Here is a 24,962-nt window from a genome sequence, read left to right as displayed (position 1 = left end):
AGATTTTTTGGATCGGACGCACCATACAAATGTGCTTGCAAAATTGTGCGAATTAAAATTGCTATAAAATATTTAAATGAGGTCGTGCCATGACAGCAACCTTAGACAAACCAAAAGACCAGCGCCTAATTCACTCCGGGATTGATTGGCAACAATTTAAGCTAATCGAGCAAGGGTTTTCGGATTCCCCCGACATCCGACTTTTTTATTTCAAAGGTCAGGTAGAAATCTTGGCAGTTTCGCAAGAACATGAAGTCTTCAGCGGTGTCATCGCCCTGTTGCTAGGTACGTATTTTGTAGAAAAAGAAATCGATTTTACGCCCACAGGAAGCTTTACCCAGGAAAAAGAAGGAAAAGCCTCCGCACAAGCAGACCAATCTTACTTAATTGGCAAAGCATCGGGAGGCATTGCAGACCTCTCGATCGAAGTTGTATATACTAGCGACAACGAAAGCAAGTTGAATCGTTACCAAGCCTTGGGAGTCCCTGAAGTTTGGTTTTGGGAGGATGGAGTATTTGGGCTGTATCATTTGCGATCGCACGGATATGAAAAAATTGACCAAAGCGAAGTTCTGCCCGGTTTAGACATCAACCTACTGTCTCGCTGCTTGCTGATGGCTTCTAGGGTTGAAGCAGTTAAGGAGTTTCGGCGCGGGATTACTGCGGTATAGAGAAAAAGTGGAATTTGGTTTGTGGTTCTTGACAGCCATGTATTACAAATGTAGTATTAAATTACGGTAGAAAAGCTCGATCGACCGACACCAGAAAACAAAATTTAGAAAAAACCTATGCAACCCATCCGACAAGGCGACGTAATTCTCACTCCCGTACCGAAAATCGAAGGAGAAAAAAAACCTCACCTAACTCTCGCCGAAGGTGAAGTCACCGGACATTCTCACCAGATTATTGAGGGACAAGCTGAACTCTACGAAAAAGACGGCACTCTGTACTTGCGGGTGCTTTCACCGACAGCTTTATTGAGTCACGAAGAACACCATGCGATCGCCATTCCCGAAGGTAATTGGATGGTGCGAATTCAGCGCGAATATGAACCGCAAGGTTGGAGGTATGTCGCAGACTAAGGTTAAAAAACTAACGCCAGAACAAGCTGCGGAAACAATTAAATCGGCTTACAGTGCGATCGGCAAAAAAGCACCGGAAATCATTTGGCAGTCTGTTGGATTTTTGGATTTCGGTTTTTAATTTAACTCATTCCTACGGCAGAAATTGGATTGTTTTTAAATCCATTGTGCAGGATTGCGGCTGGATTTATCCCTATGAAAAAGTTTGCATTATCTGCCAAAAGCCGTTAGCGAAGCCCTCGAAGAGGATCGCACTTTCCGTTGACAGCAACCACCGCTTGCACGCCGAAGGAAAACCAGCGGTACAATTTGCCGACGGTGTTTCGATTTACGCCTATCACGGCGTGATTTTGCCGGAATGGTACGGCAGGCTGCACCCGGATCAGTGGCAGTCTAAGTGGGTGTTGAAGGAACAGAATGCGGAAGTTCGGCGGGCATTAATTCAGGGAATTACTTACGATCGCATTTGTCAAGAATTAGCGGTGACAGAATTAGATAGTTGGCAGGAATACACTCTTTTAAGCATCGAGTTTGACGATGATTTTGATTGGGTGGGTAATGCAAAGCCAGTTTATTTGTTAAAAATGACTTGTCCGAGTACGGGACACATTCACGCTTTGCGAGTGCCGCCAAATGTGCGATCCTCTTCGAGGGCTTCGCTAACGGCTCAAGAAGCAATTCGCTGGGTAAATTGGGATATCGATCCAGCGGAGTTTAGCGTGCAAACTTGAAGATTTTTAATTGCCACACAGGCCGGCAGGGGTTTAAACCCCTGCCGGCCTGAAATTTTACCAAACTAAAATCAGAATTTATCATGTCAGACCCACAAACAAACCAACCAATTAATCTCAGTAGCTTTGGTGAATGGTGCAAACACAAAGATAGTCTTTCAGAAGAGGCAATATATACAATTGAAGTGCTGTTAAACAAGGCTGGCACTTCTGACTGCAATGAAGCCGATCGGATACTTTCAAACCTCACTGAACTGAATCTTAACTACAAGGAAATTACCGATATTACTCCGCTTTCGGCACTCACTAACCTAACATCTCTGAATCTCGGCAGCAATCAAATTACCGATATTACTCCGCTTTCGGCACTCACTAACCTGACATCTCTGAATCTCTACTGCAATCACATTACCGACATCACTCGGCTGTCGGCACTCACTAACCTGAGCAAACTGGAGCTCTCGGAAAATGAAATTACCGACATCAGTGGGCTGTCGGCACTCACCAACCTGACACACCTGAATCTTTACCAAAATGAAATTACCGACATCAGTGGGCTGTCGGCACTCACAAACCTGACCTACCTGAATCTCTACGACAATCAAATTACCCACATCACTGGGCTGTTGGGACTCACCAACCTGACAGACCTGGCTCTGGACCGCAATCAAATTATCGATATAACTGCGCTGTCTGGACTCACCAACCTGACCCGACTAGGTCTCGAAAACAATCAAATTATCGATATAACTGGGCTGTCAGGACTCACCAACCTGACCGTACTGGAACTCTGTTGCAATGAAATTATCGATATAATTCCGCTGTCAACACTCACCAACCTGACCGTACTGCGGCTCAGCCAAAATCAAATTACCGACATCACTTCGCTGTCAGGACTCACCAACCTGACCATACTGGGTCTCTGCGACAATCCAATTACCGATATAAGTGGGCTGTCTGGACTTACCAACCTGACAGACCTGAATCTTCAATGCAATCCAATTACCGACATCACTCCGCTGTTGGGACTCACCAACCTGACTGTACTGCGTCTCTGCGAAAATCCAATTACTGACTTAAATCTGTCGCTCGAACTTACACAGAAGTACCTGATGCTCTCCACGACGCCAATTGATGCTAAAAAAGCTACAGAAACCGTGAAAAATATTTATGTAGCTATTGGTCACAAAGCACCCCAAGTTATTGTTTGCAGCAGCCCGGCGGTAGCTAATTTAAATTTTCTCAAACAACTCAAAATTGACTGTATGTCGCAAAATCAAATATCGCTAAAGGCGACTGGTAATTTAGGATGGGGAAAGTCGTTGCTTAAGGAGTTATTTCAATCGGTGGATGTAGGATTGAGTCGGATGTTTTGGAAGGAGCTGTGCCATCAAATAATACTAGAGCCGGATACCGATTGCACACTCGTGTCAGAACTTCAGGAATTGGCAATAAATTACCCTGAATCGCCCCAATCTGAGTCTCGATTGTATTCTAACTATCTACAGCCACTAACCCCTACGGATTTGGTGAAGGAAATCCATTTTACTGAATTTGCGATCTCGAAATTTGGTATCACTCTCGACCAAAAAGCCCAAGAATTACTTCACTGCAAGCAACAGTTGTTCGAGGATTGCGGCTGGATATTTCCGTTTGAGAACATTTGCTTAGTTTGCGATCGCCCCCTGCACCTTCGCTTTGACAGCGCCAACGAGCTACACGCTGAAGGAGAACCGGCGATCGCATTTGCGGACGGCTACAGTTTATACTTTCACCACGGCGTTAAGTTACCCGAAAAATACGGAAAAGTACACCCCGATTTGTGGCAAGCAGAATGGCTTCTATCCGAATCAAATGCCGAACTGCGTCGAGTATTAATTGAGACAATTGGTTACGATCGCATTTGCCAACAATTGCAAGCAGTAAAATTAGATACTTGGCAAGAATACACGCTATTAAAAATTGATAACGCCGATGTCGAGCCGATTTATTTGTTAAAAATGACTTGTCCGAGCACGGGATTCATTCATGCGTTGCGAGTGCCGCCTGATGTGACATCTGCTAAAGAAGCAATTCGCTGGGTAAATTGGGATATTGACCCAGAGGAGTTTTCCGTGCAAACCTGAGTAATACAAATTTAAAAAAGTGTTGCTACAATCATCAGTCTTATACAAATTGTTAAAAGTTACAGAACCCCGCCCCGGACTTAGGCTAAACCGTTTCCCTACCCGATATCTGTACCTCAGTCAACTGAAAACCGCTATATTGACAAAAGCCTTAATTCATGAAACACCGATCAGCGTTCCTGCAGTGTGCCAGTTCCCAGGGTGGAATGCACCAACCACCGATCGCCCAAAAACAGTTAATAACATGAAGAAGAAGCCCACCCTCGATCGAAGGTGGGCTCTGTTCATGCCAGCTTACCGACAGCTAGGCAATCGGGTCTCTTCGCTGGTAGACGTAAAATATCGGAAAAAGATCCGAACGTCCGAAAAAACTTATCGCCCACCATTAAGCTTCAGTTTACCCAACCGGATCGGGAAAATTGCGCCCCTAGCGATGTTCCCCTGAAACCGGGGAACACTGGGGCTTCAACTTTTCAATAGACTTCTGCAAAAAAGCTCGTCTTGGGCCGGCAGGATGCCCAAAGCCTACTCCGCACAAGAATTAAAATTTTTCGAGAAGTCTCATAATTCTCCTCTTTAACTTTGATTTGCCAACTGATTAAGCATCGTGATCGTGTGCAAAACGACGGAACAGGAAATCTAAAGCGTAGTTCCGCAAATTGTAGTATTCCGGATCTTCCATCATTTGAACCCGATCGCGCGGACGCGGAAAAGGAATCTCCAAAACTTCGCCAATTGTCGCCGATGGGCCATTAGTCATCATCACCAGTCGATCGGCCAAAAACAGCGCTTCATCAATATCGTGAGTAATCATCAGCACCGTACAGCGGTGATCGTTCCAGATTTTCAGCAACTCTTCCTGCAATTCCTCCTTAGTAATTGCGTCCAGAGCACCAAAAGGTTCGTCTAAAATCAGCACTTTCGGGCGAATTGCCAAGGCGCGGGCAATCGAAACCCGCTGCTTCATCCCCCCCGAAATTTGCGGCGGTCTTTTCTCAGCAGCTTCTGTCAATCCCACCATCGCCAAATGCTCTTTGACGATCGCATTTTTTTCTACCTTCGACTTATTCGGAAATACAGCATTAACCGCCAGATAAACGTTTTCAAACACCGTCCGCCAAGGCAGCAAAGCGTAACCCTGAAACACCACCATGCGATCGGGGCCAGGCTTCGTAATCCGCTGCCCGTTAATCGACACGGTGCCCTGGCTCGGATGGCTAAAACCCGACACCATATTTAACAGTGTTGATTTGCCGCAGCCCGAGTGTCCGATCAGAGTAATAAACTCTCCCTCAGCTACAGTCAGATTGACGTTTTCTAAAGCCCTGTAACCGTTTGGATATTCTTTGTAAACATTGTCCATCACCAAAAAAGGCTGGCGGCGGCCTTTTCCCCGCTGGATTTGAGTTTTGGTGTTTGTCTGGTTGAGAGAAGTATTAATCATGGGTTTGGGAAATTGTGATTGGGTGATTTGCGAAGGAAGAATGAAGAGGCAATAGGGAAGAATGAAGAGGCAATTACTAAGTAGAATTAGCAGTTAACAATTAATAGCTAAAAACCAAAAACTAATAATTAGCAATTACCCTGTTTTTATCCAACTAAAAACCGCTCTAAGCAGCTCTGCGGCCGGAATCGAGTACAACTTCCGCCATCGTGAAATCGCGTTTGATCGCCAGATTGTTGAGATAGCCGATCGGATCGTCAGCATTAAACACCGAGCCGTCAAACAAGCTGAGAGAACCGCGAGTGTAATTAATATCAGCCATCCCCAGCTCTCGCGCCGCCGTGCTGAACGCACCGACTCGCACCACCCGTTCCAGAATTTCCACCCAGTTGCGCGGGAACACAGTATCGCCCCAGCGCGCCATCTGCACCATGTGCCACAGTTGTTCGGTGCGGCTTGGGCGATTCACCCCCTCTCCAGAAAACAAGTGGTGGGCGTATTCCCGCATCGGAGTATCGAGGTTGCAAGCAACTGATTGCGGGTCGCCGAGTTGGATGTAACTCTTATCAGTAGCGACGTACTCCCTTCCCGCGACTATTTCCGAAACCTCGGCGGCGTGATTTGGATCGGCGCAATAGTTGCAAGCTTCGAGCAAAGCTTTGACTAGAGCAATGTGAGTGTTGGGATAAGCATTTGCCCAGTCTTCCCGCACCCCCAAAATTTTTCCCGGATGCCCCGGCCACAGTTCCAAATCTGTAGCCACCGTAAAGCCGACTCCTTCCATCGAGGCCCGCAAGTTCCAAGGTTCGCCGACGCAGAAACCGTCAATAGTGCCGCCCTGCAAGTCAACGATCATCTGAGCCGGTGGGATATTTTTCAGCAACACATCGCGATCCGGGTCAATGCCACCGGAAGCCAGCCAGTAACGCAGCAACAGGTTGTGCATCGAAGAAGGGTGAACGATTCCCATACGGTGCGTTTGCGCGGGCGTTCTCTGGAGCATTTTTTTAAAGTCTGCCAGAGTGTAGATGCCTTGGTCGTAAAAGCGCCTCGCGAGCGTAATTCCGTTGCCATTGCGACTCATGGTGAGGGCTGTAACCGTCGGAATCGGCTTCTCTTGGTGGCCTCCCAAGCTCAACCACACCGCCATCCCAGAGGGCATTTGAGCTGCGTCTAAGTAACCTGCGGCGATGCCGTCTACGATGCCGCGCCAGCTTGTTTCCCGCACGAGGTGGACTTCATCTAGGCCGTGCTTGGCAAAAAAGCCTTTTTCTTTGGCGACAGCGAGGGGAGCACAGGCTGCGAGGGGAATAAAGCCGAGTTCGAGGTTGACTTTTTCCAGGCCGTGACGGGCGATCGCGGGTACTTTCCGCGCCCGCAGTTTTTTGACGCGCTTCTGCTGGTTGAGGAAGTAAATCATTTCGCTACGTAGAGCGTAGTAGCTGGGGTGTGAGACTACTTCCATCCGTTTGCGGGGGCGGGGGATGTCTACTTCGAGAATGCCGCCAATCTTCGATTCTGGGCCGTTAGTGAGCATGACGATGCGATCGCTCAGCAACACGGCCTCATCCACGTCGTGCGTTACCATCAGGGCGCTGATTTCGTACTCTTGGCAAATTTCCATCAACTTTTCTTGCAAGTTGCCGCGAGTCAAAGCATCCAAAGCGCCGAAGGGTTCGTCTAAGAGTAACAGTTTGGGGCGCAGGGCCAGAGCACGGGCGATCGCCACGCGCTGTTTTTGTCCGCCCGACAGCAGTGCGGGTTGCTTCTCAGCGTGGGGCGTCAAGCCCACCATGTCGATGTGTTTTTGAATGATTTCGAGGCGTTCCGCTTTGGGTAAGCCGCTCATTACCGAGTCTACGGCTAGGGTAATGTTTTCTCTGACCGTCCGCCAAGGTAGCAGGGAATAGTTTTGGAATACTACCATGCGATCGGGGCCTGGCTGGGTGATTCTTTGCCCTTCAATTGTCACCAATCCGGATGTCGGCATATCCAAACCTGCGACCATATTTAGCAGCGTAGATTTGCCGCAGCCGGAGTGTCCAATTAAGGAGATAAATTCGCCTTTTTTAATTTCCAGATCGATGCCTTTAAGGGCTATGTATGTCCCGCCATCTGAGAGATTAAAGACTTTTTCTAGTTGTTCTACTGCAATCAAAACAGACATGATTTTCTTGCCTTTTTTGTAGGTTTGTTATTTCGCTAGATATTGATTGTTGACTGTTGACTGTTGACTGTTGACTGTTCGCTGTTCGCTGTTTGCTGTGGACTATTAGCTGTTGATATATAACAGCTAATAGTTAATACATTTCTGGATGCATAAAACTGCTTTTTAAACTAACCAAACTACTTTGTTGAATCCCTCAAAAATAGTTTAAAAAACTGGTTTCTTAGCCTCTGAGTTCGTAATTCCTGTAAGAGTCAATTGTCAACCGTCAACCCTCACCCGTCAACCGTTAACCCATCCAATTAGCTACTTTCCTTGAGGGGGAGCAATCTTTTGCTGCAACCAAGCCATCATGCGATCGAGCAACAAACCAACAGCCCCAATGTAGAACACCGCTAACAGAATTTCGCTGATGTAGTTTTGCTGGTAAGCATTCCAAATAAAGAAGCCGATACCCGTAATCCCCGACATCACGATTTCCGCTGCAATAATCGCCAGCCAAGCCAAACCGATCGCAATTCTCAATCCTGTGAAGATGTAGGGAAGTGCCGACGGAAACAAAATATTTAAATAATACTCTTTCCGAGTCAGTTGCAGGACTTTCGCCACGTTGTTGTAATCGTCGGGAATTTGGCGAACACCTTCAGCCGTGTTGATTAAAATCGGCCACACTGAAGTGATAAAAATTACGAACAAAGCAGCAGGTTCGTTTTGTTGCAGTGCAGCCAGGGCGATCGGCACCCAAGCCAAAGGCGCTACCATCCGCAAAAACTGGAAAATCGGATCTAAAGCCTTGTTCAAGAAGGGATTCGTACCTACCAAAACACCCCCAGCAATTCCCACAGCAGCGGCTAGAGTGTAGCCTTTTGCCACCCGTTCCAAACTAGCCAAAGTTTGCCAAAACAAGCCGATTCCGTAGGTTTTGGAATTCATGAAAGGATACAGCAACAATATCCGCGTCCGTTCGTCAGTCCAAACACTTATCGGTCCCGGTAGTTTGATCAGTCCGGTGCTCGACAGGAATTGCCAAACTAATAGAAATCCAATTATTCCCAAAATTGGCGGCAAGATATTTGGAGAATTCTTCTTCCACAACTCGCCAAATGCTCCTTGTGCATTGCCGCCTCTCCGACTTGTACTTACAGCCATGCTGCTAATCTCCTATCTCTGGTGATGTGTATTTTCGAGACTAAATTTCGAGACTAAATTATGGGAAGCTAAGACCCCATCACACTTTTTTAATTGCCAAACTCTTGAGATAAGCTTCGGGATTTTCCGGGTTGAATTCTTTGCCGTCAAAGAACTTTTCAACGCCGCGAGACGTACTTTTCGGAATGTCAGCATCAGCAACTCCGGCTAATTTAGCTGCCTTCTTCCAGATATCTTCTCGGTTGACTTTATCGATGATTGTCTTTTTGTCTGCCAAGGTTTTTGTCGGCAGGAAACCCCAGCGCACGCTTTCGGTTAAGAACCACAAATCGTGACTCTTGTAGGGATAGGAAACGTTGCCGACGCCATCATTCCAGTACAGCGGACTCATCTTGAAGTCGTTGATGTCTGGTTTGCCGTCGCCCATAACATAATTGCCTTGATAAGGAGGCGTCAAAACCGTCGGAGATACGTCAAAGAAGTTTCTTCCAGAAGTAATGGCGACTAATTCGGCTCGATGTTCGGGCTTGTCGCACCACTGCTGCGCCTCAATTAGTCCTGCGAGTAAGGCTTCGGTGGCTTTGGGGTGTTTGTCTACCCAGTCGCCGCGAATTGCTAGATATTCCTCTGGATGTGCTTTCCAAATTTCGGAGGTGAGGGCGGACATGAAACCGATGTTTTCTTTGACAATCCGCAGCGGCCAGGGGTCGCCGGTGCTGAAAGCGTCCATACTTCCAGTTTTCATGTTGGCGACGGTTTGGGCAGCGGGTACTGTTAGCAACTCGGCCTCTGTGTCGGGATCGATGCCGTTAGCTGCCAGCCAGTAGCGAATCCAAAAGTCTTGGTTGACTTTGGGGAAGGTGTAGGCTGCTTTGAAGGGAGTACCTGCTTGTTTGAGGCCTTTGATGTAGTCTTGGGCCGCTTGATCTAGTTTAAGTCCGAGGCCTTTGCCTTGGTGTTTGGCCGCGATCGCAATTCCATTTCCGTGAGTGTTCAACTGGGCTAGAACATACATGGGGATTTGGACGCTGTTTTTGGTGATCAGACCTTGACTAATTTGATAAGGCATCGGCATTTGCCACTGGCCGCCGTCAATGCCGCCGCCTGCCGATCCAATTTCTAGGTTATCTCTGGCAGATCCCCAGTTGGCTTGCTTAGCAACTGTTACCTCAGTCATGCCGTATTTGGCAAAAAAGCCTTTTTCTTGGGCAATGATTAAAGGTGCTGCTTCGACGATCGGGATATATCCCAATGTGATTTTAGTGCTTTCAATTCCTTCGACTCTTTTCTCGTTGGCAACAGCCACTACTGAGGTTGCTGCGGGTATCGCGCCGTCAGCACCTGCAGTTGCACCGGGTTCTGGAGGATTTCCCAAACAACCTTTGAGCAGTATTGAACCCAGGGCAGATGCACCTGCTTTGATGATAAATTTACGCCGAGAAAGCGCAGAAAATTCATCTGAAAATCTTGTCATAGCCTAGCCTCGCTGCAATTCATAATCTTCTGTAACAACATTCACTGAAGGTTATCAACGCGCTTTTTTGCTGTTCGCTAATTGGGTTTAGCTAACTGTTTTGAGCGCTGGTTGGCAGGAGGGAGCAAAAGATTTATAGCTAGTATAAGTCTTTAAACTATCCCTGCTGATTTGACTGGTTTGATTAATATCGATATTTCGATCTGCCGAGTTGTCTGAACTCACTTTTTGCGAGCCGTACATTTTCTTGGCTTCGTTATTAGCTTACCGTACTGTTGCGGAAATTATAAAACAATTATTAAATTCAATTGATAAGTAAATCTTTTGGGACGGCGCTCTCGATAAGGAGCCGTTGGGAAGAGCGATCTGGTTTGCTTATCAAAACTGCTTCAAACTAAGACTCGCTGGGCAAAGGCTGTAGCGAAGGGTGATCGGGGGTCATTCAAATCTCTTGTCAATAAGCGACAAATATCGCCTCCCGCGCACATTTACTTTGTTAATATCTCTCTACTTTTTTAAGGGTTAATTGTAGTCTGTTATACAGAAATAATTAAAGCTTTACGAAACTGCTGTTTTCAAAGGGTTAACGGGTTTTCAGTGGTGGACTAAAATTGGCGCTTAATCGTAAGTAATTTAACGGATATGATATGACGCGGGCTTTCAGGTTCGATTTCTGTAAAACAGAGAAACCCGGTTTCTTCAAGAAACCGGGTTTCTGAACACCCGAAATTACTAATCGGTGGCAGTACCTACAAGTTCGATCGCACTTTCTTCGTGCAGCAACTTAGTTGGGCGGGTCAAAGCGGTTGACCCAGAGAGCAACACCGATCATCGGTAGCGCGACTCCGAAACAAATCAGCCACTGATCCAGATTCATCGGAGCCGTCTCAAATATGCGATTGACAAACGGAGAATTAGCAAAGATGATCTGCAAAATCACCGCCAGGACAATTCCCACACCGAGAGCGGGAGCGCCGCTAACTTCTTCCTTAGAACCGCTAAACTTAGCAATCAAAGAAGGCAACAACTGGCTGAGACTCAACAGGTAAAAAATTCTCCCCATTACCAAAGCTTGAATCGCCATCGTGCGGGCCAGTGCCAAAGTTCCCCAATCCGCTTGGCGCACCCATTCAAACATTCCGAAAATCAGAGTCCAGTTGTAAAGAGAAATAGCGATGATCCGCTTGATCCGATTTCCGGTGAGGAAAGCTTCGTTTACCGGTCGGGGCTGCTGTTTCATCACTCCCGCTGACTTGGGCTCGAAAGCCAGAGGCACAGTCATGGTGATCGAGTTGAGCATATTCAGCCAGAGAATTTGTAGCGACAAAATCGGCAATTCTCGACCGAGGAGCGTGCTGAGCAAAATTGTCATCGATTCTCCGCCGTTGACTGGGAGAATGAAGCTGATTGCTTTGAGCAGATTTTTGTAAACCGATCGCCCTTCTTCGACAGCAGATTCGATCGACGCAAAGTTATCATCGGTAAGAATCATGTCGGCGGCTTCCTTAGAAACCTCCGTACCGCTACCCATCGCAATGCCGATATCCGCTTGTTTCAGCGCTGGCGCGTCGTTAACGCCATCTCCCGTCATCGCCACGATTTCGCCTTTTTGCTGCAAAGCTTCTACGAGGCGGAGTTTTTGTTCGGGGGCGACGCGGGCAAAAACTGAGCCGGCTTCTACAGCTTCGCCGAGTTCCTGCTTGCTCATTTCGGCGAGTTGAGCGCCGGTGTAGGCTACAAGTTCTCTGTGGTGTTTCGTTTTGCGGAATCCCATGCGGCGGGCGATCGCCTTGGCTGTAGCGATGTGGTCGCCGGTAATCATTTTGACTTGGATGCCGGCGGTTTGACAAGCTTGGACGGCTGCGATCGCTTCTGCCCGCGGTGGGTCAATCATGCCTTGCAGTCCCAAGAAAATCAGCCCTGACTCCAAATCCGAGTGATCGACGGAATTTTGGCTTTGGGGTACTGGCTTTTTCGCTAAAGCCAAGACGCGCAAGCCTTGCTTTGCCATTTCATCGACTTGGTGGTGAATTTGTGCGCGATCGACTTCTACCGGATTTCCTTGAGTGTCGAGACTGGAACCGCAGCGGCCGAGAATTGATTCTACGGAACCTTTGACGTACAAAATTTTGCCACTGGGAGTTCGGTGCAGCGTCGCCATGTATTGAAACTGAGATTCAAAGGGAATTGAATCCAGCCGCTGCATTGACTTGGACAAAATTTGCTGGCTCAAATCAGCTTTTTTGCCCGCAGCAATTAACGCTCCTTCTGTCGGATCTCCGACGACAATCCAATTATCGTCTTTGAATTCCAGGTGAGAGTCGTTGCAAAGGAGTCCAGCTTGCAAACATTCTTGCAAAGTTGGAGTTTGGCTGACAGTAATTGGCAGTTGGTTGAGTTGAATTTCACCTTCGGGGCTGTATCCCGTACCCGTAACCGAGTAGGATTCGCCACCAGAATAGATTTCTTGCACCGTCATTTGGTTTTCCGTCAAGGTTCCGGTTTTGTCGGAACAGATGACTGTAGCGCCGCCGAGGGTTTCCACTGCGGGCAATTTGCGGACGATCGCGTGGCGATTTGCCATCCGGGAAACGCCTACGGCTAGGGTGACGGTAATGACGGCGGGTAAGCCTTCGGGAATTGCGCCGACAATCAGGGCGACAGCGGGTTCGACTGCTTCTTTAAAGGCTGAAACCCCCGCAGGGACTGGCCGCCCCAATCTGACGGCGAAGGTCAAGGTCGCCATTCCCAACACGAATAACAGCCAGTTTTGACTGAATTGGTTGAATTTGCGGGTTAAGGGGGTGGTGAGGTCGATGTGGCGATCTAATAATTGGGAGATTTTGCCGGTTTCGGTTTTATTGGCGATCGCAATTACGATGCCGCTAGCTTGGCCAAAAGTGACAAAACTGCCGGCATAGGCCATGTTATCCCGTTCTGCTAGCGGCGTTTCTTTTGGCAGAACTATGTCTCCAGATTGTCCTAATTCTTTTTCGACAGCGACTGATTCCCCGGTGAGTCCCGATTCGTCGATTTGCAAGTCGCGCACTTTCACTAAGCGCAAGTCTGCCGGTACTTTGTCGCCGGAAGTCAGGATTACTAAGTCACCGACTACGAGTTCTTTGGAGGGAATTCTTAATTTTTTGCCGCCCCGAATGACTGTGGCTTCGGTGGTGACAGCTTGGGCTAGGGCTTCAATTTTTTTCTCGGCTCCAGCTTCTTGGATGAAACTAATAGTAGCGTTGGTGGTTGTTACGCCCCAAATTACGCTAGCGTTTAGCCATTCTCCAATCACTGCTTTGATTAAACCTGCACTCAGCAAGATGATCAGGAGGGGTTGGTTAAATTGCAGGATGAATTTTAACCAGGCTGGTTTCCCTGCTTTAACCGTTAGTTCGTTGGGCCCGAATTTCTGTTGGCGATGGTTGGCTTCTGTCGGTTCTAAACCGCTTTCCAGGTTGGTTTCTAAGATAGTTGCAACCTTGGATATTTCTAGGTAGTGCCAATATTGCTCTGCTACGTCTACATCGTTGGCGGATCTTGATGGCATGATTCTTCCTGAATATTTGGGGTGTCTGACGAGCTTCGATCGCTCCTTAATACGCACGCTCAATACAACTCATCGCTCGTTGGAGCGTGAATATATTGAGCGGCTTAATTGTTGGTTGATTACTTTAACGGGCTGTGACTTACATCTATATTACAACCGATGTGGCCGTTTGTGGCAAGAGATTTGGGGAATTATTTGCCACGCTAAATCTTGTTTGGGACTTGGTGGCTAAGGTGGAGAAAAGTCGATAAAATCCCTTGACATTTTGCCAATTTTAGGTGTGCTTAAAGAAAGAGGGAAGAAGGCAGGAGGCAAAAGAAAAATGCTGCCATTCCCCCTCTCTCCTCCTCCTCCTCCGCTGTCCCACGGACGATCGCATAAATGTTAAAACCTAGTTAAGCGACCATATTCTGAACTTATGGAAATAGTAGTGACACTGGTGCTGGGTTCGATGCTGTTAGTCTGGGGAATGCGGTTCGGGCGGGTGTTAGTTCGATCGTCCGTTACAGAAGAGGATTTGTTTAAGGCCAGAAATTCGATCGCCCTGGCTTTCGCGATGCGATCGCCTGCGAACACTTTGACTTCTATGCCGACTGTTTAACAAGGTGGGAGGGCAGCGAGCTCAATTCATGACTCAATGCTATCAATTGCTCGTCTGCTATACCAAAAAACTGAGCACCCTTTAGACAATTGAATTGAGATTTTGAGCTGCATCGTTCAATTGTTGAGTGCCTACTTTGGTTTGAGTAATACCACTAGCGGTTTCTTTTGCTGCTAGGTTGAGGCTGTTCATCGCATCCACTACTTGTTTAATAGCAACTGCTTGTTGTTGAGCAGTTAGAGAAATTTGTTGATTGTTCAATACCACATTGTTAACAGCATTTGCTACTTCCGAGAAAGCTGCTGCCGTTTCTTGACTGATTTTGGTCCCTTCTTCTACTGTTTTAGTACCTTCCTTTGTCACCGTTACGGTGGAATTTATCGCATTCTTGATATCATCGACAAGGCGGTTAATTTTCTCTGCTGATTTCTTACTTTTATCTGCTAGTTTGCGGATTTCTGTGGCTATGACAGTAAAACCTTTGGCGTTTTCGCCCGCCCGGACTGCTTCTACTGAGGCATTCAGTGCCAGCATATTTGTTTGATTGGCTAAATCTGTGACATCAGTAGAGATATTGCCAATCTGATAGGTTTGTTCGCTCAGTTGCAGAATTTGTGCCGCGATCGCCCCGACATTTTCTTTCAAAATTATCATCGATTCCAGGGTTTGCTCCACTGCTAGGGTTCCCTTCTCAGTGATCTGTAAAGCTTGGCGTGCAGATTCCGCACCAGCTTGGGCTTGCTGGGCTGATTGTTGGGAAGCAGCCCCCAACTCATCCATTGTGATTGTAGTTTGATTTACAGAGCTAGATTGCTGTGCGGCTGTGCGTTCCTGTTGTTGAACTGTGGCAGCAATCTCTGTGGAAGAACTGGCGATCGTATTTGCTACCTGATTGATTGGTCGGATAATTTTAGCAAAAATAAATAATACAATAAATGAACCAAATACTACAGCAACAATCGTACCTCCTATCGAAACAATCGCCGCTAATTGCTCCGACTGTTTTGCTACTTTTGTTCTTTGAACCAGTAGATTATCTTCTACCTTAAGCATTTCGGCCAGCTTATCCCTGATTTCATCCATAAATATCTTGCCTTTACCTGAAAGCACCAAGTCTCTTAGCTCGGGTTCTTTCCCCGCCCTTTTCAGGGATATACTTTCCGCTAATTCGTCTAGTTTTTGCTGGCCCAACTTTTCAACTTGCTCCAAGTTTTTAACTTGCTCAGGGTTATCTTTTATTAGCTCTTTTGTCGCATTTACTGTTGTATAAAAGGCTACTTGACCATTGTTATAAGGTTCTAAAAATTCCTCCTTGCCAGCGAAGATAAACCCCCGCTGTCCTGTTTCAGCATCCACTAAATCTTTTTCTAGGGCTTGTAAATTTGTCTTGACTACATAAGTGTGCGTTTGCCACTCAATAGCTTCGGCTAAATTATCCATACTCAATTTAGTGGCAAATCCGATGGTAATCATTAACAAAAAAATGGACCCGAAGCCCAACGGAACTACTTTACTGAGCCGAATAGTATTTTGCGACATTTCCATTTTTACTCCTTGATTAGTTGTTGACTTTTGTGGGTAAGTTGCAGCCTCAATAATTTCCTGCTATTTTTCACCCAAGTAGTTATTTAATCCCTAATACTAATTCATAATTAATGCCCCTTTTTATCGACAAAAAAATTCCAGCGCTTCTTTTTGCTTTCCTTGCTTTACTAACGCAACCATTGACTCAGACTCATCAACAAAAATCTGACAAAAGTTAATGTCGAGCAAGCGATGCAGGTCAAGCCTTGAGAATTAATCGTTGTTTTTCCTGCTTCGATTTTGGATAAATCCTGTTTATTCGATTGTAGCGAGAAATTGAGGAACGAAACCCAAATATCGTCAAATTCTCTCCCCCACTCTTCTTCTCTCCCACTATTGATTGGGGTTCAAGTCGATCGCAGAGCGTGTTAAAACCTAGTTAAGCGAGCATATTCTGAACTTATAGAAATAGTAGTGACCCTGGTGCTGGGTTCGGCGCTGTTAGTCTAGGCAATGCGTTTCGGGCGGGTGTTAGTTCGATCGTCCGTTACAGAAGAGGATTTGTTTAAGGCCAGAAATTCGATCGCCCTGGCTTTCGCGATGCGATCGCCTGCGAACACTTTGACTTCTATGCCGACTGTTTAACAAGGTGGGAGGGCAGCGAGCTCAATTCATGACTCAATGCTATCAATTGCTCGTCTGCTATACCAAAAAACTGAGCACCCTTTAGACAATTGAATTGAGATTTTGAGCTGCATCGTTCAATTGTTGAGTGCCTACTTTGGTTTGAGTAATACCACTAGCGGTTTCTTTTGCTGCTAGGTTGAGGCTGTTCATCGCATCCACTACTTGTTTAATAGCAACTGCTTGTTGTTGAGCAGTTAGAGAAATTTGTTGATTGTTCAATACCACATTGTTAACAGCATTTGCTACTTCCGAGAAAGCTGCTGCCGTTTCTTGACTGATTTTGGTCCCTTCTTCTACTGTTTTAGTACCTTCCTTTGTCACCGTTACGGTGGAATTTATCGCATTCTTGATATCATCGACAAGGCGGTTAATTTTCTCTGCTGATTTCTTACTTTTATCTGCTAGTTTGCGGATTTCTGTGGCTATGACAGTAAAACCTTTGGCGTTTTCGCCCGCCCGGACTGCTTCTACTGAGGCATTCAGTGCCAGCATATTTGTTTGATTGGCTAAATCTGTGACATCAGTAGAGATATTGCCAATCTGATAGGTTTGTTCGCTCAGTTGCAGAATTTGTGCCGCGATCGCCCCGACATTTTCTTTCAAAATTATCATCGATTCCAGGGTTTGCTCCACTGCTAGGGTTCCCTTCTCAGTGATCTGTAAAGCTTGGCGTGCAGATTCCGCACCAGCTTGGGCTTGCTGGGCTGATTGTTGGGAAGCAGCCCCCAACTCATCCATTGTGATTGTAGTTTGATTTACAGAGCTAGATTGCTGTGCGGCTGTGCGTTCCTGTTGTTGAACTGTGGCAGCAATCTCTGTGGAAGAACTAAGAATCATATTGACTGACTGATTCATTGTCTTTGCAATGCCTGAAGCAATCCACAGAGCGATCGCAATTGCCGTAAGTCCAGCTAAAGCAGTGCTTAAAATCACCACTGTACTCAGGAACTGCAAAGCTTGAAGCTGTTTTTTTTCTTGTTCGAGTAAAATACTTAGCTCGGTGCTTTGAAACTCCTTAGCTATAGCATCAACCTGACGAAGCTTGGGTAAAATTTGGCTCTTCCATAAGTTAAGTCCCTCGTCTCGCTTACCTCGATCGATCAAAGAAAAGACTTGTTTGTAGCCGTTGTCTATCTGATCTTGTAAGACATTCATTTCATCTAGCCGCTGGCGCTGCTGTGGGTTTTGAACCAGCTTGAGTAAATCCTGATAGAATTGGTCAAAGCTGTTTACCGCTTCATTGTATTCAGTTAAGAAAGCACTATCTTGTGCCAAAAAATACCCGCGAGCAGCTTTTTGCATACCTGCAAATCCTAGCTGTTGCTCTTTCAAATCTACAACAACAGCATGAGAATTATTTAGCAGTTTTGCTTTTTCTTCTACTTTTTTAGCATTAAAGAAAACCAAAGTAGCCGCTCCAACTGAAAGCAAAATCGGTATGGAATATCCCCACAGGATACGCTCTCTTAATTTTGTGGCTTTGAAGTTAAACACCTTAAAATTTTCCTAGAATTACAAAAAAAATAATTAATAATTAATCGCCTTCAAATCAATGTGAACTGCATATGCCAGTAACATCCGGTTTCTCAGCTTTAAGTTGGCAAACATGGCAATATCTCCTTTGGGGTTAGGTAGCTGAATTATCTGATTGTCAACCATTGATTCACACTCATCAAAAAAAATATGGTAAAACTTAATATCGAGCAAGCTATGCAGGTCAAAGTCTTTAGGATTGATGGTTGTTTTGCCTGCTTCGATTTTGGATAAATCCTGTTTATTCGATTGTAGCGGAAAATTGAGAAACGAAACCCAAACCTCGTCAAATGCTCTCTCCCACTCTTCCTCTCTCCCACTATTGATTGGGCTCTAAGTCGATCGCATAAATGTTACAACATAATTAAGCAACAAAATTTTGAGTTCATGGAAATAGTAGTGACGCTGGTGCTGGGTTCGGTGCTGTTACTCTGGGGAATGCGCTTCGGGCGAGTGTTAATTCGCTCTGGAGTGACGGCTAACGATTTGTTTAAGGGCAGAAATTCGATCGCCCTAGCTTTTTTGGGTTTTTATATTGCCTTGCTGCTACTGGCTCTAAATCTGCCTCAAATGCCAGCTTTGCCGATCGAGTGGCGCTTTCACGGGATGCGAGTTACTTGGACTTTGCTACGAGTCATGTTGATGGGAGTCTGCGGTATTGGCTTTAGTATAAGTTGGTTTACAGCGCGATCGCAAGTAATCGCAGTAATTTTAATTTGCTTGTTAGGATTCGGAGGATTTACAGGCGCTGAAAACTATTTTATGGCGCCCATTTACGCTGATTTAATAGATAATTTGCGGCCCAACGGTGTATTTCGACAAACATCTAACAGCAGTTGCGCGCCGGCGGCGCTAGCAACAGTGTTAAAGCGTTGGGGAATCGATGCGACGGAATCGAGTGTAGCGCGTTTTGCCGGCACGAGTCGCTTGGGAACTTCCATGCCGCAGTTAATAATAGCAGCAAGAGCTTTGGGCGTAAATGCGATCGAACTAACGCCTACTTGGGAGCAAATTCAGCAAATTAATCGCCCCGGAGTGCTAGCAGTTTGGCTGTTTGACGGCCCTCAGAAGCTACCGCACGCGGTGGCTTTGCTGGGAATGAATGACAGTATTGCTGCAATTGGAGACCCGGCGCGGGGCAGGATTTTCTATTTAGATAGGCAAACTTTTGCCCAGATTTGGCGCGAGCAATACGTGCCAATTTTTCGGTCGGCGGATATCTTGTTAAGCGATCGGCAAGCTATTGAATATTTGAGTAAATTAGGATATACTTCGGGTAATTTGCCAGCAGATATTGAGCGCTTTCAAAAAGACAAAAAATTAAAAATCAGCGGCCAATTAGACCGGATGACTGAGTTAATGTTGAGCGGCAGTTTTTTGGAAGGAGTTCCCCGATTGGATGGGAAATAGTTATGGGGAATCATCAAACGCAGAGGCACTATTGACCCGCAGAAAATAGGAATCCTGCGGTTTTTTTTTCTAACAATCTTTGAGTCATTCGTTCCTAGCGATCGCAAATATTCGATCGCCCCAGCAGACGATCGGCGATCGCACCTTCGTAGCATGGCTGCATGAAATTACCCATATAACCGTAGGCAGTTGCATCTAATTCCTCCTCTATTTTTGGCGTTGCAGAATTTGAGGAGGATGCTTGTGGGGAGTAGGGTTAGGCGTCCCGCCTGCTGTGAAAATACACGCCTTCGGGGTAGGAGAGTCCATGCCACAAAACCATCAAAATCATCCCGCAATTACGAAACAGCCTATTTTTAGAGTCGATCGCACCTTGGCCACGCCTCACTGTTTTTGACAATTGGGAACAGTTGAATCGCTCTTTTTAGGCTCAGACAGCTTGACTTCCCATCCAGGTAAATTCCACCAATTAACTCGCTGATTCGGCTGAATCCAAAAGTTTAGTTGCGTGATCTTGCCATCCTCAAATCTGAGTGTGGGAAAGGTAGGATAACTGGTATCATCGGTTTCGCGATAAGTGCGTCCCAGGTAATTTAGGCAGGCTCTTAATCCCTCACTAATTCCCAATTCTTCGACTCCCGTTCCCTTCAATTTGGCATCATCATAGCTGAAAGAACCGTTGAATGAATTGCCCGCTAACCCGCCTTTGGTAACAGTGATGGTGAAATCGTAGGTTACGGGAACTGCGTAGGCTTGGGTTGCAGTGACAATTGTGCTCAAAAGGGTCGTGGCAATGGCCACCGAGAGTTTTGAAATTGCTTGCATACTCGCCTCCCGAAAAAGAACAACACTATAAATTTCGCTTTCAGTCATCGGGAAACTCCTTAACTACGCTTCTATAGCAAGTGATTTACCGGATATGATATCATACGTAATCCGTTAAATGCGATCGCAGCAGAGTGCCAAGCGAACAAAAATTACCGCCCTTGGTTAATCATGTATACTTTTTTTTACTGAAAACCCCAAGAGTAAATCCTCGTCTTTAATCGCCCAGAATTAACTCACTAGATTTAACAACATTCATTCCCGCCGCCGCAAATTTTTGATAAGCTGCATCTGCTTGTTCCGTAAAATCAACAACACCCGGAACCACCACAGGCGAAGTGCAATCTTCCAGCAAATAAACCTTCTTTGCCAAATGCGGCTCTCGCGCCAAAATTTCCGTTAACAAATCATCAATTGTCCAAGCAACGCAGTGACTTTTGGCTTGTCCGGCAATAATTACTGCATCAAAATCGAGTAATTTATCAATAAACTTAGCATTCTTTTCCGCAATCGGATTGCCGTCGAATCCATCTAAAACTTCCGGCCGCAAAACCGAATAGTTTTCTGTTAGTGGATTCCCGCCTTTGATTTCAAAAAGTGCTTGGCTGTTGCGGGCTATAGTATGAAAAAATACTGCTTCTTCCACCGCAGAAACCAGGGCGTGTCCGATGCCGCCTAACATTGAGTGATAGGGCCAAATTGTCAGGGGGTATTTCCCATCGTCGCTGAGTTTTTTGACGTAGTAGCAAGCCTGTTTTTCCAGTGATGAAAAATTAGCCCCGCTGATGCTGTGGGCGATGGCGGGATTGACTTTCCAAATGCCTTGCTGCACGTCTTCTAAAGTAATTGATGTGGCGGCGGGTAGGGGGTGTTCGCCTGCTTCGTTTATCCAAAAGATTGGATGAAAAATTTGCATGGCGGTGTGGGTATCCATGGTGGGCGCAATGGTTGTAATTGCGTTTAAATTGCGGTAAATAAATTCGCACAGCCGCAGGTTGTCATCAACTGCACCGCTACCGGAACGCCCGCCAACAAATAGTTCAAATTCGGGCAAACAAAATGTATTTTGGGCATCGATTATCAGCAAACAAATGCGGTTTTTGTCGCTGGATGCTGGCTGGATGCTGTGCTGCTTTGCCCAATCTTTCGCTTGGGCGGCACGTTCTTGGTAGGGGACTCTCCAGACTTCGCCTACTTTTTTGGGGTCGAAATGTTCGGGGATTGGAAGTTGGGCTTTTTGTGTCATGACGATCAATTTAAGTGTAGTTGACAATAATAATTTAAGTTTAAAGTATAATGCTGATAACTATTTGCGGGTGAATCATGGCCAAAGAACGAATCCAAGATTATCCTAGGGTAAAATTTAAACGCATAGTGTTGTTTTTTTCGATCGCACTTTTGCTTGCTCTCTTGATTGTAGCAACTAGATCTGCCTACGTTCAAGATGTTTTGAGAACTCTGTTAATGCGGATTGAGGAGTTAGGGTGGTGGGGGCCAGTGGCTTTTGTAGCTACTTACAACTTGGCTACTGTGCTGTTTGTACCGGGTTCGGTACTGACGCTGGGAGGGGGGGCGATTTTTGGTTTGTGGTGGGGTTCTGTTTACGTCTTTGCGGCGTCGATTTTAGGTGCTGTATTTGCTTTTGCGATCGGGCGCTATTTGTGCCGCGATCGCGTGGTAAAATATATGGAATCTCACCCCAAGTTTAAAGCTCTCGATCGCGCAGTTTCTCAACAAGGATTAAAAATAGTTTTTTTGACTCGTCTTTGTCCTTTATTTCCTTTCAATTTATTGAATTACGCTCTGGGAATTACTCAGGTTTCTTTGAAAGACTACGTGTTGGGTTCTTTTGGCATGATACCGGGTACAATTATGTACGTTTACTCCGGTTCTTTGGTGGGGAATATTGCGGCGCTTGGCGCGATATGTCAGTCAACAAATCCCCAAACAGAAGCAGCAAAATGGTCGCTCAATATCCTCGGTTTTCTGGCTACTGTGGCTGTAACTGTTTTTCTCACTAGGGTAGCTAGCAAAGCTTTAGAAGAAAGTATTTAATTAGGAGGATTTGCGAATGTCCCAGTCCAAAGTCGATCGCGTAACTGTCCCCCCGATGGACGAACACAACCAGAAATTAGTCTCGTATTTGCATCCGGCCGATTGGGTAAATCCGCAGCCAGCTAGTTCTTATAATTTAGTAGTAATTGGAGCCGGACCCGCTGGATTAATTGTTGCTGCCGGTGCCGCAGGTTTGGGTGCAAAAGTTGCTTTAATTGAAAAACATTTAATGGGCGGCGACTGTTTGAATGTCGGTTGTGTACCCTCAAAAGCTTTAATTCGATCGTCTCGCACTGTCGGCGATATCTGGGAAGCAAATAAATTTGGTATTAATGTTTCTGACAGTGTAGAAGTGGATTTTGCCGCTGTGATGGAACGGCTGCGTCGCATCAGGGCGGGAATCAGCGATGTTGATTCTGTTGAACGCTACCAGTACAAGTTAGGAGTTGATGTTTTTTTAGGTTCTGGTCGTTTTACTAGCAATAATACAGTAGAAGTTGCAGGGCAAACTCTCCGGTTTAAAAAAGCAGTAATTGCCACAGGTGCAAGGGCGCTACAACCACAAATTCCCGGTTTACAAGAAGCTGGATATTTGACAAATGAAACTGTGTTTAACCTGACAGAAAGACCTCAACGTTTGGCATTAATTGGCGCAGGGCCGATCGGTTGCGAATTGGCTCAAGCCTTTCGGCGGCTGGGTTCGGAAGTCGTATTGCTGCACAAAAATGCTCAGATTTTAGATAAGGAAGATGCGGATGCTGCTAAAATTGTGCAGCAGGCTTTTGTACGCGAAGAAATTCAACTAATACTAGAATCCACAATAGAGCGCGTTGAGCAAACAAATGCAGGCAAAGTAATTTATTATAAATCTCAAGGTAAGGAAGCATCGGTAACAGTAGATGAAATTATTGTGAGTACAGGGCGATCGCCCAACGTCGAAGGATTGAATCTGGAGGCGATCGGGGTTGAATACGATACACAAAAAGGCGTATTTGTCAACGACAATTTGCAAACTACTAATCCCCGCATTTATGCCGCCGGCGATATTTGCATGAAACATAAATTTACTCACGCTGCTGATTTTGCCGCGAGAATGGTAATTCAAAACACTCTATTTTTCGGGCGCAAAAAGCTCAGCGCTTTGACGATACCTTGGTGTACTTACACAGATCCGGAAATTGCGCGCGTCGGAATTGGGGAACACGAAGCTAAGGAAAAAGGCATTGATATCGATACGTTTTTGATTCCTTTCGATAAAGTCGATCGGGCAATTATTGACGGCGAAGAGGAAGGATTTGTGAAAATTCACGTCAAAAAAGGCAGCGATAAAATATTAGGTGCAACTATTGTAGCGCGCCACGCTGGGGATATGATCAGCGAGATTACTTTGGCAATGGTTAACAATATTGGTTTGGGAAAGATTGCTAGTACAATTCACCCGTATCCAACACAAGCTGATGCAATTCGGAAAGCGGGAGATGCTTACAATCGCACTCGTTTGACGCCGTTTGTGAAAAATTTGTTTAATAAATGGCTGGCTTGGACGCGGTAAATGAAGGAAGAAGGAAGAGGGAAGTTCGGCAAGGAGCAATGTACGGGATGTAACGGATGTCATGAAGATGGGAGACCGAAATAGGATAGTTCTAAATTATTGTAATCGCGCTCTTCCTGCATCAGTAATCCAGTACAGTCTAAATTGAGAACCATAAAATTTCCGCTCGTCAATCAATCCCTCTTCTTTAAGTGCCTTAATTTCGTCAATATAAGGGCCGGGAGTTTCTGGATGATTAATGCTAAGGTAGCGGTCAATTTGATACCAGTACCACTTACCATCATGTTGAGCTATCAACTGTAAAATTTCTTGTTTGATTTTAACTCTCATAATAAAACTGCGAATTAACAAGCAAATTGACTGTTTGTGGAACAGGCAAGATGCCTGTTGGCGATCTAGTTGTCATAAAATGTGTGTTTTTATGCTTCTGCTTCTGTTTCTGTTTCAAATCCAACACCTTCATACAAAAGTGCGATCGGCAAATCAAACCCAATACTTGATAAAGTTACAATCTCTCCAGCAGTGTAAGAATAGTAAAGCCACATTCTCCCCTCTCCCCGACAGTAACGCTCAACAAAAATCTTTTGTGAATCAATCAAGATATACTCTTGCAAAGTCGGAATTTTTAGGTAACAAGTGAATTTTTTATCCCTATCTTTAGCACTTGTACTGGGTGAAAGAACTTCCACAATTATTTTAGGATTCTGAATGAATGTGCGGGAATTGAGGTCTTGAGGGTCGCAACTGACTATCACATCGGGGTAGTAGTAACGGCTTTGAGAAGTGACTTGCAATTTCACGTCTGACACGTTGATTCGACAGCCTCTGGAACGCAGATGTGGGCGCAATGCAGTTTAAAAGTTAAGTGCAAGATCGTTATGAGGAATTGTACTGCCCGTCATGGCAAAAACTTCGCCGTTGACATATTCGTAGCGAATCTCTTGTTGAGCTTCCCATTCGAGATATTCCTCAACGGTCATTTTTTGGGGCGCTTGGGGAATTGATCTCATAACAAAATTTTTTGCAATGTTACTTTGATTCTAGCATTAGGG

General features: G+C 45.8%; 18 protein-coding genes and 4 pseudogenes. 10 read left to right on the top strand and 12 right to left on the bottom strand.

The annotated features are described in order from the left end of the window. Nucleotides 1-89: 89 nt before the first annotated feature. The 6 genes and pseudogenes from QUA23_RS04565 to QUA23_RS30975 all read left to right on the top strand — a co-directional run. Nucleotides 90-671, top strand: a complete 582-nt coding sequence (locus QUA23_RS04565; RefSeq protein WP_333074075.1) for a Uma2 family endonuclease — start codon at nucleotides 90-92, stop codon at nucleotides 669-671. A 117-nt stretch (nucleotides 672-788) separates the two neighbouring features. Continuing rightward, nucleotides 789-1,082, top strand: coding sequence for a hypothetical protein (locus QUA23_RS04560; RefSeq protein ID WP_006632553.1), 294 nt, complete (start codon nucleotides 789-791; stop codon nucleotides 1,080-1,082). Next, nucleotides 1,069-1,203 carry a hypothetical protein gene (locus QUA23_RS04555; protein WP_333074232.1) on the top strand — a complete coding sequence of 45 codons (135 nt, stop codon included), beginning with the start codon at nucleotides 1,069-1,071 and terminating at the stop codon, nucleotides 1,201-1,203. The genes QUA23_RS04560 and QUA23_RS04555 overlap by 14 nt, the downstream gene beginning before the upstream one ends. Further along, nucleotides 1,169-1,813, top strand: a pseudogene (locus QUA23_RS04550) (DUF6745 domain-containing protein); the annotation flags it as partial. The gene QUA23_RS04555 and the pseudogene QUA23_RS04550, both read left to right, overlap by 35 nt. A gap of 83 nt (nucleotides 1,814-1,896) precedes the next feature. After that, nucleotides 1,897-2,823 (top strand): annotated as a pseudogene (locus QUA23_RS30980) (leucine-rich repeat domain-containing protein); the annotation flags it as partial. A 561-nt stretch (nucleotides 2,824-3,384) separates the two neighbouring features. Further along, nucleotides 3,385-3,939, top strand: a pseudogene (locus QUA23_RS30975) (DUF6745 domain-containing protein); the annotation flags it as partial. Nucleotides 3,940-4,537: 598 nt separating this feature from the next. Here QUA23_RS30975 and QUA23_RS04540 read toward each other — a convergent pair. The 5 genes from QUA23_RS04540 to QUA23_RS04520 all read right to left on the bottom strand — a co-directional run bounded on the left by QUA23_RS04540 (nucleotide 4,538) and on the right by QUA23_RS04520 (nucleotide 13,723). Further along, nucleotides 4,538-5,383 carry a nitrate ABC transporter ATP-binding protein gene (locus QUA23_RS04540; RefSeq protein ID WP_333074080.1) on the bottom strand — a complete coding sequence of 282 codons (846 nt, stop codon included), beginning with the start codon at nucleotides 5,381-5,383 and terminating at the stop codon, nucleotides 4,538-4,540. Between the two features lie 166 nt (nucleotides 5,384-5,549). Further along, a complete protein-coding gene (locus QUA23_RS04535) occupies nucleotides 5,550-7,550 on the bottom strand; it encodes a nitrate ABC transporter ATP-binding protein (protein ID WP_333074082.1) in 2,001 nt (666 codons plus the stop codon). Nucleotides 7,551-7,856: 306 nt separating this feature from the next. Next, a complete protein-coding gene (ntrB, locus tag QUA23_RS04530) occupies nucleotides 7,857-8,699 on the bottom strand; it encodes a nitrate ABC transporter permease (RefSeq protein WP_333074084.1) in 843 nt (280 codons plus the stop codon). Between the two features lie 79 nt (nucleotides 8,700-8,778). Further along, nucleotides 8,779-10,173, bottom strand: a complete 1,395-nt coding sequence (locus tag QUA23_RS04525) for a CmpA/NrtA family ABC transporter substrate-binding protein (RefSeq protein ID WP_333038790.1) — start codon at nucleotides 10,171-10,173, stop codon at nucleotides 8,779-8,781. Between the two features lie 784 nt (nucleotides 10,174-10,957). Next, the gene (locus QUA23_RS04520) at nucleotides 10,958-13,723 is read right to left on the bottom strand and encodes an HAD-IC family P-type ATPase (RefSeq protein ID WP_333074086.1); all 2,766 of its coding nucleotides are present in this window, start codon (nucleotides 13,721-13,723) and stop codon (nucleotides 10,958-10,960) included. Nucleotides 13,724-14,141: 418 nt separating this feature from the next. On the opposite strand from QUA23_RS04520, the gene QUA23_RS04515 reads away from it, so the two are divergent. Further along, nucleotides 14,142-14,324, top strand: a complete 183-nt coding sequence (locus QUA23_RS04515) for a hypothetical protein (protein ID WP_333110302.1) — start codon at nucleotides 14,142-14,144, stop codon at nucleotides 14,322-14,324. A gap of 81 nt (nucleotides 14,325-14,405) precedes the next feature. Here QUA23_RS04515 and QUA23_RS04510 read toward each other — a convergent pair whose 3' ends face one another. The 3 genes from QUA23_RS04510 to QUA23_RS04500 all read right to left on the bottom strand — a co-directional run bounded on the left by QUA23_RS04510 (nucleotide 14,406) and on the right by QUA23_RS04500 (nucleotide 18,194). After that, nucleotides 14,406-15,863, bottom strand: a complete 1,458-nt coding sequence (locus QUA23_RS04510; RefSeq protein WP_333110301.1) for a CHASE3 domain-containing protein — start codon at nucleotides 15,861-15,863, stop codon at nucleotides 14,406-14,408. 711 nt (nucleotides 15,864-16,574) lie between these two features. Then, entirely contained in the window at nucleotides 16,575-18,029 is a 1,455-nt protein-coding gene (locus QUA23_RS04505; RefSeq protein ID WP_333110300.1) for a methyl-accepting chemotaxis protein, read from the bottom strand. A 33-nt stretch (nucleotides 18,030-18,062) separates the two neighbouring features. After that, nucleotides 18,063-18,194: a hypothetical protein gene (locus tag QUA23_RS04500; RefSeq protein WP_333074094.1), complete on the bottom strand. Its 132-nt coding sequence runs from the start codon at nucleotides 18,192-18,194 to the stop codon at nucleotides 18,063-18,065. A 261-nt stretch (nucleotides 18,195-18,455) separates the two neighbouring features. On the opposite strand from QUA23_RS04500, the gene QUA23_RS04495 reads away from it, so the two are divergent. Further along, nucleotides 18,456-19,478, top strand: a complete 1,023-nt coding sequence (locus QUA23_RS04495) for a cysteine peptidase family C39 domain-containing protein (protein WP_333074096.1) — start codon at nucleotides 18,456-18,458, stop codon at nucleotides 19,476-19,478. 384 nt (nucleotides 19,479-19,862) lie between these two features. On the opposite strand, the gene QUA23_RS04490 is transcribed toward QUA23_RS04495, so the two are convergent. Then, complete coding sequence (locus QUA23_RS04490; RefSeq protein ID WP_333093765.1) at nucleotides 19,863-20,303, bottom strand: hypothetical protein; 441 nt, start codon at nucleotides 20,301-20,303, stop codon at nucleotides 19,863-19,865. A gap of 217 nt (nucleotides 20,304-20,520) precedes the next feature. Next, entirely contained in the window at nucleotides 20,521-21,549 is a 1,029-nt protein-coding gene (locus QUA23_RS04485) for an isochorismatase (protein ID WP_333074100.1), read from the bottom strand. Between the two features lie 77 nt (nucleotides 21,550-21,626). Here QUA23_RS04485 and QUA23_RS04480 point away from each other — a divergent pair, with 77 nt between their 5' ends. Together QUA23_RS04480 and QUA23_RS04475 are read left to right on the top strand one after the other, a co-directional pair. Beyond that, on the top strand, nucleotides 21,627-22,358 hold the full coding sequence (locus tag QUA23_RS04480; protein WP_333074102.1) for a TVP38/TMEM64 family protein: 732 nt from the start codon (nucleotides 21,627-21,629) through the stop codon (nucleotides 22,356-22,358). A gap of 16 nt (nucleotides 22,359-22,374) precedes the next feature. Further along, nucleotides 22,375-23,910 (top strand): mercuric reductase, encoded by a 1,536-nt coding sequence (locus tag QUA23_RS04475; protein ID WP_333074104.1) that lies wholly within the window; start codon nucleotides 22,375-22,377, stop codon nucleotides 23,908-23,910. A gap of 96 nt (nucleotides 23,911-24,006) precedes the next feature. Here QUA23_RS04475 and QUA23_RS04470 read toward each other — a convergent pair whose 3' ends face one another. Further along, nucleotides 24,007-24,240, bottom strand: a complete 234-nt coding sequence (locus QUA23_RS04470) for a hypothetical protein (RefSeq protein ID WP_333074107.1) — start codon at nucleotides 24,238-24,240, stop codon at nucleotides 24,007-24,009. 89 nt (nucleotides 24,241-24,329) lie between these two features. Continuing rightward, nucleotides 24,330-24,890, bottom strand: a pseudogene (locus tag QUA23_RS04465) (Uma2 family endonuclease). Nucleotides 24,891-24,962 lie beyond the last annotated feature (72 nt).

The organism is Microcoleus sp. Pol1C5 (genome assembly GCF_036701115.1).
Taxonomy (GTDB): Bacteria; Cyanobacteriota; Cyanobacteriia; order Cyanobacteriales; family Microcoleaceae; genus Microcoleus.
Note: the sequence above shows the minus strand (reverse complement) of the source record. Positions and strands in the feature narration are given on the sequence as shown.